This window comes from Arthrobacter sp. AOP29-A2-19, assembly GCF_058138025.1.
This window is the reverse complement of sequence record NZ_CM176894.1, coordinates 2,633,582-2,647,944: the sequence shown is the minus strand read 5'-3', so window position 1 is coordinate 2,647,944 and position 14,363 is coordinate 2,633,582. Positions and strand designations below refer to the sequence as shown.

The 14,363-nt window shown below is 69.8% G+C and carries 17 protein-coding genes and 1 tRNA gene; 11 read left to right on the top strand and 7 right to left on the bottom strand.

The window, feature by feature from the left end; all coding sequences use genetic code 11:
* The first annotated feature begins 198 nt into the window (after nt 1-198).
* The 3 genes from AC3ZJJ_RS12230 (at nt 199) to AC3ZJJ_RS12220 (ending at nt 1,807) form a co-directional block, all read left to right on the top strand.
* Entirely contained in the window at nt 199-381 is a 183-nt protein-coding gene (locus tag AC3ZJJ_RS12230) for a hypothetical protein (protein ID WP_489892092.1), read from the top strand.
* A 2-nt stretch (nt 382-383) separates the two neighbouring features.
* Nucleotides 384-869: a hypothetical protein gene (locus AC3ZJJ_RS12225; protein WP_489892091.1), complete on the top strand. Its 486-nt coding sequence runs from the start codon at nt 384-386 to the stop codon at nt 867-869.
* A 92-nt stretch (nt 870-961) separates the two neighbouring features.
* Nucleotides 962-1,807: an aldo/keto reductase gene (locus tag AC3ZJJ_RS12220; protein WP_489892090.1), complete on the top strand. Its 846-nt coding sequence runs from the start codon at nt 962-964 to the stop codon at nt 1,805-1,807.
* A 76-nt stretch (nt 1,808-1,883) separates the two neighbouring features.
* Here the strand turns inward: AC3ZJJ_RS12220 and AC3ZJJ_RS12215 are convergent.
* The 4 genes from AC3ZJJ_RS12215 to tmk form a co-directional block, all read right to left on the bottom strand.
* Nucleotides 1,884-1,959 (bottom strand) — tRNA-Thr (locus AC3ZJJ_RS12215).
* Between the two features lie 82 nt (nt 1,960-2,041).
* Entirely contained in the window at nt 2,042-3,595 is a 1,554-nt protein-coding gene (locus tag AC3ZJJ_RS12210) for an alpha/beta hydrolase (protein ID WP_489892089.1), read from the bottom strand.
* Nucleotides 3,596-3,672: 77 nt separating this feature from the next.
* Nucleotides 3,673-4,821, bottom strand: a complete 1,149-nt coding sequence (locus tag AC3ZJJ_RS12205) for a DNA polymerase III subunit delta' (RefSeq protein ID WP_489892088.1) — start codon at nt 4,819-4,821, stop codon at nt 3,673-3,675.
* Nucleotides 4,818-5,462, bottom strand: coding sequence for a dTMP kinase (gene tmk / locus AC3ZJJ_RS12200; RefSeq protein ID WP_489892087.1), 645 nt, complete (start codon nt 5,460-5,462; stop codon nt 4,818-4,820). Before tmk ends, AC3ZJJ_RS12205 begins: the two co-directional genes overlap by 4 nt.
* Before the next feature lie 81 nt (nt 5,463-5,543).
* Here tmk and AC3ZJJ_RS12195 point away from each other — a divergent pair, with 81 nt between their 5' ends.
* Complete coding sequence (locus AC3ZJJ_RS12195; RefSeq protein WP_489892086.1) at nt 5,544-6,704, top strand: trans-sulfuration enzyme family protein; 1,161 nt, start codon at nt 5,544-5,546, stop codon at nt 6,702-6,704.
* Nucleotides 6,705-6,800: 96 nt separating this feature from the next.
* Nucleotides 6,801-7,106: a DUF2516 family protein gene (locus AC3ZJJ_RS12190; RefSeq protein WP_489892085.1), complete on the top strand. Its 306-nt coding sequence runs from the start codon at nt 6,801-6,803 to the stop codon at nt 7,104-7,106.
* Here the strand turns inward: AC3ZJJ_RS12190 and AC3ZJJ_RS12185 are convergent.
* Entirely contained in the window at nt 7,103-7,945 is an 843-nt protein-coding gene (locus AC3ZJJ_RS12185) for a class I SAM-dependent methyltransferase (RefSeq protein ID WP_489892084.1), read from the bottom strand. The two genes, AC3ZJJ_RS12190 and AC3ZJJ_RS12185, sit on opposite strands and share 4 nt — an antisense overlap.
* Before the next feature lie 106 nt (nt 7,946-8,051).
* Between AC3ZJJ_RS12185 and AC3ZJJ_RS12180 the strand changes: the two genes are divergently transcribed.
* The gene (locus AC3ZJJ_RS12180; RefSeq protein ID WP_489892083.1) at nt 8,052-8,798 is read left to right on the top strand and encodes a phosphoglyceromutase; all 747 of its coding nucleotides are present in this window, start codon (nt 8,052-8,054) and stop codon (nt 8,796-8,798) included.
* Nucleotides 8,799-8,891: 93 nt separating this feature from the next.
* Here the strand turns inward: AC3ZJJ_RS12180 and phoU are convergent, their stop codons facing one another.
* A complete protein-coding gene (gene phoU / locus AC3ZJJ_RS12175; protein WP_489892082.1) occupies nt 8,892-9,551 on the bottom strand; it encodes a phosphate signaling complex protein PhoU in 660 nt (219 codons plus the stop codon).
* Between the two features lie 179 nt (nt 9,552-9,730).
* Here phoU and AC3ZJJ_RS12170 point away from each other — a divergent pair, with 179 nt between their 5' ends.
* Both AC3ZJJ_RS12170 and AC3ZJJ_RS12165 read left to right on the top strand, forming a co-directional pair.
* Entirely contained in the window at nt 9,731-10,933 is a 1,203-nt protein-coding gene (locus tag AC3ZJJ_RS12170; protein ID WP_489892081.1) for a sensor histidine kinase, read from the top strand.
* Complete coding sequence (locus AC3ZJJ_RS12165; RefSeq protein WP_489892080.1) at nt 10,930-11,610, top strand: winged helix-turn-helix domain-containing protein; 681 nt, start codon at nt 10,930-10,932, stop codon at nt 11,608-11,610. Before AC3ZJJ_RS12170 ends, AC3ZJJ_RS12165 begins: the two co-directional genes overlap by 4 nt.
* A 90-nt stretch (nt 11,611-11,700) precedes the next feature.
* Here AC3ZJJ_RS12165 and AC3ZJJ_RS12160 read toward each other — a convergent pair whose 3' ends face one another.
* Entirely contained in the window at nt 11,701-12,234 is a 534-nt protein-coding gene (locus AC3ZJJ_RS12160) for a hypothetical protein (RefSeq protein WP_489892079.1), read from the bottom strand.
* A 245-nt stretch (nt 12,235-12,479) separates the two neighbouring features.
* On the opposite strand from AC3ZJJ_RS12160, the gene AC3ZJJ_RS12155 reads away from it, so the two are divergent.
* The 3 genes from AC3ZJJ_RS12155 to ispF all read left to right on the top strand — a co-directional run bounded on the left by AC3ZJJ_RS12155 (nt 12,480) and on the right by ispF (nt 14,348).
* Nucleotides 12,480-12,962: a CarD family transcriptional regulator gene (locus AC3ZJJ_RS12155; RefSeq protein WP_149956482.1), complete on the top strand. Its 483-nt coding sequence runs from the start codon at nt 12,480-12,482 to the stop codon at nt 12,960-12,962.
* A gap of 82 nt (nt 12,963-13,044) precedes the next feature.
* The gene (ispD, locus tag AC3ZJJ_RS12150; RefSeq protein ID WP_489892078.1) at nt 13,045-13,836 is read left to right on the top strand and encodes a 2-C-methyl-D-erythritol 4-phosphate cytidylyltransferase; all 792 of its coding nucleotides are present in this window, start codon (nt 13,045-13,047) and stop codon (nt 13,834-13,836) included.
* On the top strand, nt 13,833-14,348 hold the full coding sequence (ispF, locus tag AC3ZJJ_RS12145) for a 2-C-methyl-D-erythritol 2,4-cyclodiphosphate synthase (RefSeq protein WP_489892077.1): 516 nt from the start codon (nt 13,833-13,835) through the stop codon (nt 14,346-14,348). Before ispD ends, ispF begins: the two co-directional genes overlap by 4 nt.
* Nucleotides 14,349-14,363: the final 15 nt, after the last annotated feature.

Here is a 14,363-nt window from a genome sequence, read left to right as displayed (position 1 = left end):
CGCCCGCGCGTGCCGTCGTGAGCGGCTTTGGCCGCTCCTGACCGGGTCTGCCGGCTCCCGGCCCCGTCCGGCCGCCGAATCCGCGCGAGCACCCGCTCCAAAGGTGGGCAGGACGGGCCGGAGGCCCGGGCCGTCGCCCCGTGTGTCGCCGGGTTTCGTCCCGCGGCTCGGTGTGCGCAGGCGTGGCAAGATGGCCTTATGACCGATCAGCAACCTCAGCCCGGCCCGTTCCCGCCGGACGGGACGGCCCGCGGCCCTCTTGCGGGCGTGCCCGAGAGGTCCGGCGTCGTTCTCAAGGACACGGACGCGCCGTTGCGCGAGGGGCCGCCGGAGGGTGGGGCGCTGCGCCAAGGCGACGCCGGACCCGGGCAGTGTCTGTAGGCGTGGCGATCTTCGGCGCAGGCCGCGGCGCCCGCCGCGAGGACAAGGAACTGGGCACCGGAGTGTGGCGCAGGGCCCACGACCGCTACGGGCGTGGGCTGGACCGGTTCCACCAGGTGCTCGAGGGCATCGACGACGACGACCTCTACAACGCGCTGGTCATGGTCGCCAACCACCTTGCCGACCTCCAGCCGCGCGTCCGGGAGATCTGCATGCGAGCCCAGGTCCTGAGCCCGAGCAACGCCAACGACATCCCGCACGCGGTCCACGCCGTTCACCGGTCGCTGTCCAAGGCCGCCAACGACCTGGCGACGGCGGCCCAGTCCGCGGCCATCGCGCGTCTCGACGGCGAGCGGTGGGGTGTCGCCTCCGCGGGCGTGGAGAACGTTGCGCGTCGGGCGGACGTGGTGGTCGCCGGCATTGAGGCCGCGGAGCAGGACCTCGCGGCCGCCGAGACCGCGCATCGTGGCGGGCCGTCTCCCTCCTGACGGCCCGGCACCGCTTCCGGGCGGTTTCGCCGGTGGCTGATTGGGCGCCGGGGAGTGGTTGCCAAAGGCCAACCGGTGGCAGGATGGGAGGCATGAACACATTCGAATCACCCATTCTGACGTTCAACGACGGCAACACCATTCCCCAGCTGGGCTACGGCGTGTGGAAGGTAGAGGACGACATCGCCGAGGACGTGGTGCGTCAGGCCTTCGAGGCGGGGTACCGCCACATCGACACCGCGCGCATCTACGGCAACGAGTCCGGCGTCGGCCGCGCCATCGCGGCGTCGGACCTGGACCCGAAGGACCTCTTCGTCACCACGAAGGTCTGGAACGCGGACCAGGGGTACGAGGAGACTCTGGCGGCGTTCGACGCGTCCATGGAGCGCCTTGGTCTCGAGACGCTGGACCTGTACCTGATCCACTGGCTCCAGCCGAAGCAGGGCAAGCACGTGGAGACCTGGAAGGCGCTGATCGAACTCAAGAACTCCGGCCGCGTCCGCTCGATCGGCGTCTGCAACTTCACCGTTGAGGCGCTGAGGGAGCTGGAGGAGGCGACCGGCGTTGTGCCGGCGATCCACCAGGTCGAAACCCACCCCTACTTCCCGCAGGCCGAGCTCCGCGAATATGCCAAGGAGCGCGGCATCCTGCACCAGTCCTGGTCCCCGCTTGGCCAAGGATCGGAACTCCTGGAGGAGCCCGCGCTGGCCAAGATCGCTGAAAAGCACGGAGCCACCCCCGCCCAGGTCGTTATTGCCTGGCACCTGGCCCTGGGAAACGTGGTAATCCCGAAGTCGGTGACCCCGTCCCGGATCGTCGAGAACTGGCAGTCCGTGGGAATCGCCCTGGATGGCGACGACATCGAGGCGATCAACGCGCTGGACAAGGGCGACTCCGGCCGCATCGGAGCGGACCCGGCCGTCAGCGACTTCGCCTAGGCGTCCGAACCGGGGCACCCCCCGGACGCAAGAAGGGCCGACCGCTTTCGCGGTCGGCCCTTCTTGTTTTGCTCCTTGGAGCCTCCTGCCAGAATCGAACTGGCGACCTTTTCATTACGAGTGAAACGCTCTACCAACTGAGCTAAGGAGGCAACCGCGGCCTGTTGCCCGCAAGCACCTACTTTATAGGAGCAGTTCGTGCGCGGTCAAAACGGCCCCCCGGTTGCCGGGTTTTCAGCAGGTGAGTCCGTCCGTGGGCACCGTTCCCTCGAGAAGGTAGGCGTCGACGGCGTCGCCGATGCACTCGTTGCTCCGTCCGTACGCGGTGTGCCCGTGCCCCTCGAACGTCACCAGCACGGAGGACGCCAGCTGCTTGTTCAGCGACACGGCCCACTCGTACGGCGTCGCCGGATCGCCGGTGGTCCCCACGACTACGATGGGCGCGGCGTCCGGCGCGGAGACCGGCTCGGGGTCGCCGGTCGGCGGATAGGGCCAGTCCTTGCAGGTGGTCCCGCCGAAGGCCAGGTACCCGCCCAGGGTCGGCGATGCCTCCTCCAGCTCGACGGCGTTGGCCTCCTGGGTCTCCAGGTCGGTCGCCATGTTGTAGTCCAGGCAGTTGATCGCCGTGTAGGCGTCCGCCGCGTTGCCCGTGTAGGTGCCGTCCGGGTTGCGTCCGGCCCCGAGGTCCGCCAGCGCCTGCATCGGCGTCGGGTCGCCCTGCATTGCCGCGGCGAGCGCATCGGTCAGCGTTGGCCAGGCGGCGTTTTCGTACAGCGGGACAATGAAGCCGGCGACGAAGTCGCCGATCGGCACCAGCCGCCCATCGGCCGCCGTCAGGGGGTTGGCTTCGATATCCGTGAACAGCTGCTGCAGCTGCGACTTGGCGCCGTCCACGCCGCCGTCGAACGGGCAACCTTCCGTGCGCAGGCAATCCTCCAGGTAGGCGTCGATTTCCGACTCGAACGCCGCGGCCTGGGCCAGGGTGACCTCCTCGTTCTCGAGCGAGGGATCCAGGGCGCCGTCCAGCACCATGCGGCCCACGTTCGAGGGGAACAGGTCGGCGTACGTGGCGCCCAGCTTGGTCCCGTAGGAGTAGCCCAGGTAGTTCAGCCGCGCGTCCCCGTTGACGGCGCGCAGAACGTCCAGATCGCGGGCCGAGCTCACGGTGTCCACGAAGGCCAGAGAAACGCCCGTCTGCTCCTCGCAGGCGGCGGCGTACTCGGCCGAGGCGTCTTCCGCCGCCTCCAGCCCCTCGTCGGAGGAGGTGTCCCACTCGGCCTGGCGGTCGGCGTCGCGCTCGGCGTCGGTCTGGCATGTCACGGGCGCGGACCGGCTCACGCCGCGTGGATCGAACCCCACCACGTCGTAGCCGGAGCGAAGGTCCGCTGAGAACATGGCGGACGCGCCGGTGCGGACCATGTCCACACCTGAGGCACCGGGCCCTCCGGGGTTGACCAGCAGCGTGCCCCGCGGCTCGGTGCCGCGCTTGCGGATGAGCGCGAGGCGGATGGTCTCCGCGTCGGGGCGCGCGTAGTCGAGCGGGACCTCCACCTCGGCGCAGTCGAAGGTGTCCTCGCACGCGGTCCAGTCCAACTCCTGGCTGTAGAAACGTTCCAGGCCCTCCGGAATCGGGGGCTGTTCCTCCGCGCCGCCGGACGCCGCGGGCGAGGCCGGACCGCCGGCGCCGGTGGGATCCTCGGCGGACTGTCCGCCGCCGACGCAGGCCGTCAGGAGCAGGAGGGAGGCGGCGGCCGCTGCGGCGCGCAGTGCGGGGCGGTGGTGGATCATCGGGCGGTGCTCCTAGTGCTCGTGCGGTGCTGGTGCGGGACGGGCCGTTCCGGGCCGGGGGCCGTCGGCCGTCCGGTCTAGGTGGACGGCAAAAGCCCGGCCATCATGGCCTCCATGGCCAGCAGCGGCTGGACGTTCGCGGCGATCCGCTGGCGCGCCTCGGCGATGAAGTCGATCTTCGTCACGGTCTGTTCGGGTGTGGACCGGCCGGCGTAGGCTGCCAGCTCGGCGGAGAGGTAGTCGTTGACCAGTTCGGAGCCGGTGCGCAATTGAATCGTCAGGACATCCCGGAAAAACGTGGTCAGGTCTATCAGCGACCGGTCGAGCGAGTCGTTGACGCCGCGCCTTGCCCGGCGCTTGTTCAGCTCCTCCAGTTGCTTGAACTGGCCGCGGAGCTGGGGCGGGACCGGCGCGTCGGGTTCGAGGCCCAGCGCCTCGCGGAGAGCCCTGGCGTCAGCGGAGCCTCGTTCCTCGGCCGAAGCCGAGGCCTCGGTGGTGGACAACTCGACTAGTTCACCAGCCGCAATCACGGCGTCGGAGACGCCGCGCAGCCCCAGGGGCAGGCGCACCGTGCGGTCCCGCCGGAGCCTGGCTCCCTCGTCGCGGGCCAGCCTGCGCGCGATCCCGATGTGGCTTTGGGACACGCGCGCCGCGAAAGCGGCCTGCTCGGCGGTCAGCCCGTCGCGGCGGACGAGGAGTTCCGCTACGGCCTCCCGAGTGGGCACCCGGAGGCCGATCGGACGGCAGCGGGAACGGATGGTGACCAGAACGTCGGCGGGGCTCGGCGCGCACAGGATCCAGAGGGTGTGCGGGGGCGGCTCCTCGATGGACTTGAGGAGCACGTTCGTGGTCCTCTCCGTCATGCGGTCCGCGTCCTCCATGATGATCACGCGCCACTTGCCGCCGGCGGGCCGGTCCTGGGCCTTGCCGATCAACTCGCGCACGTCCGCGATCGCGTAGGTGACGTTCTCCGTGGCGACGAGCGAGACGTCGGGGTTGGTGCCGGCCATCGCGGTGCGGCAGCCGTGGCATTCGCCGCATCCGCGCAGCTCGGGATCGGGGGACTCGCATTGGAGCGCGGCCGCGAAGGCGCGGGCCGCGTTGGAGCGCCCGGACCCCGGGGGGCCGGTGAAGAGCCAGGCGTGCGTGGGGCTGCCGTCCGCAGCGGCGCGGCGGAGCGACTCCACTGCGGCCTCCTGCCCCGGCAGGTCGTCCCACACGCTCACAGGTCCTCCACGCGGGCCGCGATGGCGGTGGCCAGGGCATCGATCGGGTCGGCCGCGTCGAGCACCAAATAGCGCGACGGGGCCGCCTCCGCGAGTTCAAGGAACGCTCCGCGGATGCGGGCATGGAAGTCGTCCGGTTCCGACTCGAGCCGGTCCTCGGCGGCCTCGCCCGACGTCCGGCGCAGGCGGCCGGCCCGGGGGTGCACGTCCAGCAGCACCGTGAGGTCAGGCAGCAGCCCGGCCGTGGCCCAGCGGTTGATCTGCAGCACGTCGGCCGTGCCCAGGCTCCGGCCGACCCCCTGATAGGCCACGGAGGAGTCGATGTAGCGGTCGCAGACCACCACGGCACCCTCCGCCAGAGCGGGCCGAAGCACCTGTTCCACGTGAGCGGCGCGCGAGGCCGCGAACATCAGCGCCTCGGTGCGCGCGTCCACGGTCCCGTGGCCGTGGTCCAGGATGAGGGACCGGAGCTTCTCGCCGATGGGTGTTCCGCCGGGCTCCCGCGTGCGTAGGACGGTGCGCCCCGCGGCGGACATGCGCTCGGCAAGCAGCCCGGCCTGGGTGGACTTCCCGGCGCCGTCCCCGCCCTCGAAGACGATGAACAGCCCCCTGGCGTGGCTAGTGCTTGGCTGCTCGTTCACTGCTCCAGCCTATCCGGAACCTGACCGGTAACACGTTGTCGCGGCTTCGGTTGGGGACGGGCGGCGGTTTACGCTCAAGGGATGCAGCAGAACGCCCCAGGGTCCCAGCACCCCGAAGACATGGCACCGGACACCGTCGTCGTGGCGGCCGGCCGTCCGCCGCGGGCCGCGGACCAGCCCGTCAACCCGCCCATCGTGCTTTCCTCGACGTTCTTCGGCGCGGGCACCCCGGGCGAGGGCGAACGCGTCTACGGCCGCTTCTCCAATCCCACGTGGGATCCTCTGGAAGAGGCCCTGGCGCAGCTCGAACGCGCCGCGCTTCCGGCGCTCGTCTACGCCTCCGGCATGGCGGCCGTGGCCTCCGCCATGTCCCTGGTCCCCGCCGGCGGCGTACTGGTGGTGCCCCGGCACAGCTACAACGGCAGCCTTTCCCTGGTGCAGGACCTCACCGCGCGCAGCGGGATCCAGATCCGCCTCGCCGACGTGCCGGACACCCGGGCGACCATCGAACTGCTCGAGGGTGCGGACATGCTGTGGCTCGAAAGCCCCACCAACCCCATGCTCGAGGTCGCGGACCTCCGCGCGCTCACGGCGGCGGCCCGCGAGGCCGGCGCTTTGTCAGTGGTGGACAACACCTTCTCCACGCCGCTGCTGCAGCGTCCGCTGGAGCTCGGCGCCGACGTTGTGGTGCATTCGGCCACCAAGTACATCGGCGGGCACTCCGACGTCGTCCTCGGCGCGGTCGCGACGTCCGACGCCGGCCTGCGCGCCAGGCTGCACAACCACCGGAGCCTCCACGGCGCCATCGCCGGCCCCTTCGAGGCGTGGCTGACGCTGCGCGGGCTGCGCACCATGGCGCTGCGCATAGAACGCTCGCAGGCATCGGCCATGGACCTCGCGCACCGGCTCGCGGCGCATCCCGCCGTGGAGTCCGTTCGCTACCCCGGCCTGCCCACGGACCCGGGCCATGCCCTGGCCGCCGAGCAGATGGACGGATTCGGATCCATTGTGGCGCTGTGCGTGGCCGGTGGAGAGGACGCGGCGCACCGCGTGTTGGAGGCCCTTCGGCTGTGGACGCCCGCAACGAGCCTGGGCGGGGTCGAGTCCCTCGCGGAGCGCCGGCGCCGCCACCCCTCGGAGCCCGAGTCCGTTCCGGCGAACCTGATCCGCCTCAGCGTAGGCATCGAGAACGTCGAGGACCTCTGGAAGGACTTGGGCCAGGCTCTGGACGCCTCAATCTGACCCGCGGATCTTCCCGGACGAGCGTCCGTGAAGCGAACCCGCCACTCCGCACCGGCCTCCGTGCCGTGGGGCCCGCGGCTGAGTAGACTGGCGCCTGTGGCTATCGCGATCTTATTCGAGTACTACCTGTTCCAGGCGCTGAGCATTGTTGCGCTCGTTATGGCGCTCTGGGCGTTTGTCGACAGCCTGCGCCACCCGGCGAACAACTATCTCCGCGAGGGCAAGCGCACCAAGGGTTTCTGGATGGCCATGGCCGGCGGATCCGCGGTGGTGTGCCTCTTCAGCTTCATCGGCGGCGGCGGAGGCTTCCTGCAGCTCATCGCGGCCTGCATCGCCGGCGTCTACCTCGCCGACGTGCGGCCGAACGTCTCCGGCAAGGGCACCGGCTACTACAACTACTAGGGCAGGGCCAGCGCGCCCCCGCGCGGGGCGACGCAGGACCAGTCCACCGTGAGCTCGCCGAGCCTCCACCGCGAGCGTCCGTCGGCCACGGGCCACCCGTCCGCCTTCAGCGCCGCGCACATGGCGATCCAGCGCTGGCGGTTCCCGTACGACGCGAGCGGCGCCGCCGCGAGCCAGGCGGCGTCGGCGGCGCGGAGATATTCATGGATGGGCTCGCCTGGAACGTTGCGGTGTATCAGGGCCTTCGGCAGCCGGTCCGCGACATCCGAGGGCAGCGCGAACCCGCCGAAGCGCAGCGACACGCTGAGAGTGCGGGGCCCGTCGGGTTCGATCCCCACCCATGCGGCCCTCCGTCCGATCTCGTCGCAGGTGCCCTCAACCACCAGGCCGTGTTCGCCGAGGCGTCCGGCAAGGGACGCCCAGATCGCCGGCACGTCCTCCTCGTTGTACTGGCGCAGCACGTTGAAGGCCCGGATGAGCACGGGATCCGGGGCCACCGGAACCTCGAACCCCCCTCGGCGGAAGTCCAGGCCGTCGCGGACCAGGCCCTGGGCGCCGGAAACGCGCGCCGGCTCGATCTCCAGTCCCACCAGACGCGCGTCCGGCCTGACGGAGCGGAGCCGCTCGAACAGCTCGACGGCGGTGCCGCCGGAGGCGCCGTAGCCGAGATCGACGGCGACGGGGGAGGGGCCAGTGCGGCGCAGGCGCCAGGCCTGCGTGCCGGTGATCCAGCGGTCGACGCGTCGCATGCGGTTGGGGTTGGTGGTTCCGCGCGTCACATTGCCGAGGGGACGCCCGACGTGCGTCCGCCCTCCGAGTCGCCGCGCCTTCTGAACCACCGCACCATCGTAGTCGGCGCGGCGGCGCCGTCCGGCCCATTCGCCCGGCCCAGGCGGCGCACGTCACGCTGGGCAACATGGCACACGCCAAAGTTAGGATGGTGACATGACCTACAACCTGATCCTGCTCCGCCACGGCCAGAGTGAGTGGAACCAGAAGAACCTGTTCACCGGCTGGTACGACGTCACGCTCACCGAACTGGGCCGCACCGAAGCGGTCCGCGGCGGAGAGTTGATCGCGGCCGAGGGGCTTCTCCCGGACGTCCTGCACACGTCCGTCCTCAAGCGCGCCATCATCACGGCCAACCTGGCCCTCGAGGCAGCCGACCGCACGTGGATCCCGGTCCGCCGCGACTGGCGCCTGAACGAGCGCCACTACGGCGCGCTCCAGGGGAAGGACAAGGCGCAGACTCTCGCCGAATACGGCGAGGAGCAGTTTATGCAGTGGAGGCGCTCCTATGACACGCCGCCGCCGCCCCTGGACGACGATTCGGAATTTTCGCAGTCCAATGACCCGCGCTACGCGGAACTGGGCGACGAGGCTCCGCGCACCGAATGCCTCAAGGACGTGCTGGAGCGCCTGATGCCGTATTGGGAGGAGTCCATCAAGCCGGACCTCGCCGCGGGCAAGACCGTCCTGGTTGTGGCCCACGGCAACTCCCTGCGGGCCCTGGTGAAGCACCTGGACGGGATCAGCGACGAGGACATCGCCGGCCTGAACATCCCCACGGGGATCCCCCTGCACTACGAGTTGGACGAGAACTTCGCGCCAGTGGTTCCCGGCGGCCGATACCTGGACCCGGCCGCCGCCGAGGAGTCCATCAGGGCCGTCGCCAACCAGGGCCGGCACTAGCCCGGATCGTTCCCACAGCAAAAGGGCGCCCCTCCACCCGCAGAACTCCGCGGGTGGAGGGGCGCCCTTCCGTTGCCGCCCGGTTGGGGCGGCCTACAGCTCGCCGGTGGCCGGGTCCCATTCGCCGGTCACCAGGTAGGTCACCTTGCGCGCCACGGAGACGCCGTGGTCGCCGTAGCGCTCCAGGTAGCGGCTGGTCAGCGTCACGTCCGCCGTCGTCGGCGCGGACTCGGCCCAGGCGGGGTCCGCGACGGCCTTGAAAACGCTGACGTGAAGCTCGTCGATCCGCGAGTTCAGGGCGATGATTTCCTTCGCGATGGTCAGGTCGCGTGTGGTCAGCAGGTCTCCGAGCTTGCGTGCGATCTGCACGTCGAGGTCGGCCATCTCGCGGAAGATCGGGGCGATGCTTGCCGGAACGACGTTCTGGGGGTAGCGGAGGCGGGCCAGCTGGGCGATGTGCCGGGCCAGGTCGCCCATGCGCTCCAGTGAGGCGCTCATCCGCAGCGAGCCGACGATCATGCGCAGGTCCGAGGCGACCGGCCCCTGGAGGGCAAGCACGTCGATGGCCCGCTCGTCCAACTGGTTCTGGAGGAAGTCGATCTTGGCGTCGCCGGCGATGACCTCCTGGGCGACCTCCGTGTCGACGTTCTCGAAGGACTCGAACGCCCGCTCCATGGCCTGTGCCACGAGCTCGGACATGTGGGTGAGTTCCTCGCCGATCGACTGGAGCTCAGCCTGGAAAACCTTGCGCACTGACGCTTCCTTTCATTGCTGTCCTGACGCGCCGCCCGGGGGCGGCACGGTCCTGTTCAACGCTTACAGTGACACTACTAGATGAACCGGCGGGCCCGGCCAGATGAACGTTGCGTGAACCGGCCGTCACCGCCGGACATATGGGGTTTGCCGGGAATCGCTGCCGCTACGCTGGACGGGTGAATGAAGCGTGGATTGTTGTTGTGTCTGGCCTGGTGGGCCTGGCCCTCGGCGTCGCCGGCATCCTCGCCTACCGGGCCAGCCAGCGGCGGCGGATCGTCCTGACCGACGTCGGGGAACCCACGCTGCCGGACGGCGCCGCGGAGATCCTTTCCGTCATCGGACGCGCGTTTGTTGTGGTGGACGACGTCGACGGCGTGGTCCGCGCGAATCCGGCGGCCTACGCCTTCGGCCTGGTCCGCGGCCACACCATGGTCCACAAGGAGTTGCTGGCGCTCGCGCGCACCGTTCGCTCCGACGGGGTGATCGAGGAGCGGCAGCTCGAACTTCCCCGCGGACCGCTGGGCCAGGGCACCATCGTGGTCCACGTCCGGGTGGCGCCGCTGGGCGACGAGTACATCCTGTTGCTGGCCGACGACCGCACCGAAATCACCCGAACGGAGGCGATCCGCAACGACTTCGTCGCGAACGTCTCCCACGAGCTGAAGACTCCCGTCGGAGCCATCTCCCTGCTGGCCGAGGCCATCGACGGCGCGGCCGGCGACGAGGTGGCCATCCGGCGGTTCGCGAACCGCCTCCACAAGGAGGCGGGGAGGTTGGGCGCCCTGGTGCAGGACATCATCGAACTCTCGCGGCTGCAGGGCGCGGACGTCCTTCTGCAGGGACGCCCCGTGGACGTCAACACCGTCATCGCCGAGGCCGTGGACCGCAACAAGCTTCCCGCCGAGGCGAAGGACATCAAGATCTCCCTGGGTGGCCGCTCAGACAACCTCGTCTACGGCGATCCGGACCTGCTGATGATCGCGTTCCGCAACCTCATCGACAACGCCATCAGGTATTCGCCGGAGGGAACCACGGTGGGGGTCGGCGTGAGGTCCCGCGACGGGCTGGTGCAGGTTTCCGTGACCGATCAGGGCCCGGGGATCCCGCGGGACGAGCAGGACCGCATCTTCGAGCGCTTCTACCGCGTGGACGCGGCCCGGTCGCGCCAGACCGGAGGGACGGGCCTGGGGCTGAGCATCGTCAAGCACGTGATTTCCAACCACGGCGGGGAGGTGACGGTGTGGTCGCAGCCCGGACAGGGCTCCACGTTCACCGTCCGCCTGCCGATGTTTGAGGAGGGCACCGAGCCGGATGAACCGTCCGCCGGGGCGCAGATCGAGGGCACACAGCGTGCCCCGCAACAAGGAGGCAGGATTTGACCCGCATTCTGGTGGTTGAGGACGAGGAGTCGTTGAGCGACCCGTTGTCCTACCTTCTCGAGAAGGAGGGTTTCGAGGTGCAGGTGGTGGACAACGGCCTGGACGCCATCGTCGAGTTCGACCGCGCCGGCGCCGACCTGGTGCTGCTGGACCTGATGCTCCCCGGGCAACCCGGCACGGAAGTCTGCCGGCAACTGCGGCAGCGCTCAAGCGTCCCCGTCATCATGCTCACCGCCAAGGACTCGGAGATCGACAAGGTGGTCGGGCTGGAGCTTGGCGCCGACGACTACGTGACCAAGCCGTACTCGTCGCGCGAGCTGCTGGCCAGGGTCCGCGCCGTGCTGCGCCGGCAGGGCGAACCGGACGACCTGGCCGCCGCGACCGTGCAGGCCGGCCCGGTCCGCATGGACGTCGAGCGCCACGTCGTCAGTGTCGGCGGGGAATCCGTTTCGCTGCCGCTCAAGGAGTTCGAGCTGCTGGAGATGCTGCTGCGCAACTCCGGCCGCGTCCTCACGCGCGGCCAGCTCATCGACCGCGTGTGGGGCTCTGACTACGTCGGGGACACCAAGACGCTCGACGTCCACGTCAAGCGCCTGCGCTCGAAGATCGAGCCCGATCCGTCGAACCCGGTCCATCTTGTGACCGTGAGGGGCCTGGGCTACAAGTTCGAGGCGTAGGCGCAGCGCCGCGGTCGCAAGGGGCTTAAATGGGGCGGGCCCCGCAACCTGTTGGTTGCGGGGCCCGCCCTTCTTTTGTCTTCGGGTGGCCTAGTGGCCTTCCTCCGCGGGAGCCTCCGGGACCAGGTGCTCGACCGTGGCCTCGTCGTAGCCGCCGGGCAGGTACGGGCGGTACTCCTCCAGAGCGCCGTTGACCACGGGGATCGACTGCTGCGAGGAGGCGCCTCCAACCGCGAACTTGACGTCCGCGTGAGCGCCGGGCTCTGCGCCGGAGCCGGGGAGGATCGTCTTGTTCGCGTCGTCCTCCAGCTTCTTCGTGCTGTCAGCCGGCACGTCGATGGAGACGGTGTTCTCGGCGACGGTCAGCGTGACCGTCTTCGGGGCGTCGGTGTCGTTGATCAGGCTGCCGATGACGCGGGCCTCTTCATTGGCCCCGTTGGTCACCAGCATGATGTTGCGTCCCTTGACGCCCGCGACGTCGACGGAGAAGCCGTCGGACGCCACGTACTGCATCGTTGTGGCCTGTTCGTTGATGGCGCCGCAACCTGTGGCCCCGAGGGCGATGACGGCCAGGGCGGCGGCCGCAACGGCGCGGCGCCCGCGGATTTTCTGTGCGGTGATCACGGCACAAACTCCTCATTACGTTCGAGTCTGGTGGGCTGCCGTCGGCGGGAGGACCCGCGCGCGGCAGTTTTCACCTTCAGCCTAATCGGTTTCACGCCGAATGTAGGCCTCGGCCGATGCCCGTGACGCCCCAAACGGCCTGTGAAGCCGGATTATGCTCCCCCCACCCCCCGCTAGGCCAGCAACTCGCCGATGTTTCCGCCACTTTCGTGATAAACTTGTGGTCGGGAAAGGGGATTATCCACATGGTTTTTGAGGTTGGCGAAACAGTTGTTTACCCTCACCACGGTGCGGCGATGATCGAAGAGATCAAGATGCGCACCATCAAGGGCGAAGAGAAGATGTATCTCAAGCTCAAGGTCGCGCAGGGCGATCTGACTATTGAGGTTCCGGCGGAAAATGTAGATCTGGTGGGCGTCCGCGACGTCGTGGGCCAGGAGGGTCTGGAGCACGTGTTCGATGTGCTCCGCGCCGAGTTCACGGAGGAGCCGACCAACTGGTCCCGCCGCTACAAGGCAAACCTGGAAAAGCTGGCATCCGGCGACGTGATCAAGGTCGCCGAGGTTGTCCGCGACCTGTGGCGCCGCGACCACGACCGCGGCCTCTCCGCCGGCGAGAAGCGCATGCTGTCCAAGGCGCGCCAGATCCTGATCAGCGAGCTGGCCCTGGCCAAGAAGCTCGACGAGGAAAAGGCCGAAAGCGTACTCGACGAGGTGCTGGCCTCCTAGGCCGCACGACTCTGGAATTCGGGCCCGTCCACCGCACGGTGGGCGGGCCCTTTCCATGCCCCGCCGGCAGTAGGCTGGTGGCGTGTCCGACACCCACGCGCTTCTCCGGCCCGCCGAGCCGAGTCAATCCCCTCCGCCCCCCGTTCCGCGGGCGGCGGTGGTGGTCGTCGCCGCCGGAGCGGGGACGCGGCTGGGCCACGGAATCCCCAAGGCGCTGGTGCCGCTGGGCGGGCGTCCGCTGCTGGCCCACGCCCTCGACGGTGTCCTGGAATCCGCGGTGGCGGAGCGCGTTGTGGTGGTGCTGCCGCCGGGAGACACGGAGCTCGCTCAGGTCTGTGCCGGCTATGCGTCGCGGGGAGTCGTGGTCGTGGCCGGCGGCGACACGCGCAACGGGTCGGTCCGCGCGGGCCTGCGGGCCGTCGGCGCGGGAACCGACGTCGTCCTGGTGCACGACGCCGCCAGGTGCCTTGCGCCGACCGCCGTGTTCCACGGGGTGCTCGCGGCTCTGCGGGCGGGGGCCGACGCGGTGGTTCCGGCGCTTCCGGTGGTGGACACGGTCAAGGCTGTCGTCCCCTCCGCTCGGACGGACATCGCACCCGAAAGCGTTCGCTCCACCCCGGACCGTTCCGTGCTTCGGGCCGTCCAGACGCCGCAGGGCTTCCGGCTCGCGCCGCTGCTGGCCGCTCACGAGGAAGCGGCCGGCTGGGACGCCCAGCGTTCCGCCGCGGTCACGGACGATGCCCTGCTGATGGAGTTGCGGGGGACCGACGTTTTCGTTGTTCCCGGTGCGGCGGAAGCATTCAAGATCACCACGCCACTCGACCTCCTTCTGGCGGAGGCCATGGTCGCCAACGGATACGAGGATCCCGCATGAGCCCTTCCGAGCCGAACGGCGTCGCCATTCCCCGCACGGGGATCGGAATCGACGTCCACGCCTTCGCCGAGGCCGGCGCGGGCGAGGCGCGCGAACTTTGGCTCGCCGGACTTCACTGGCCGGGGGAGCGCGGACTGTCCGGCCACTCGGATGGCGACGCGGTCGCGCACGCGGCATGCGACGCGCTGTTCTCGGCCGCCGGAATCGGGGACTTGGGGACACACTTCGGGACGGGCCGGCCCGAATTCGCCGGTGCCTCCGGCACACGCCTGTTGCGGGAGACGGCGCGCCTGGTTCGGGAGGCCGGCTTCGGGATCGGCAATGTCGCCGTTCAGTTCGTCGGAAACCGGCCCATATTCGGGCCGCGGCGCGCAGAGGCGGACGCCGCGCTGACGGCCGCCGCGGGCGCCCCGGTGACGGTCACGGCCACAACGTCGGACGGCCTGGGGTATGAGGGAGAGCGCCGGGGCATCACCGCCTACGCGACCGCCCTCGTCTATCGGCTCGCCTGAGCGGACGGCGCGCGC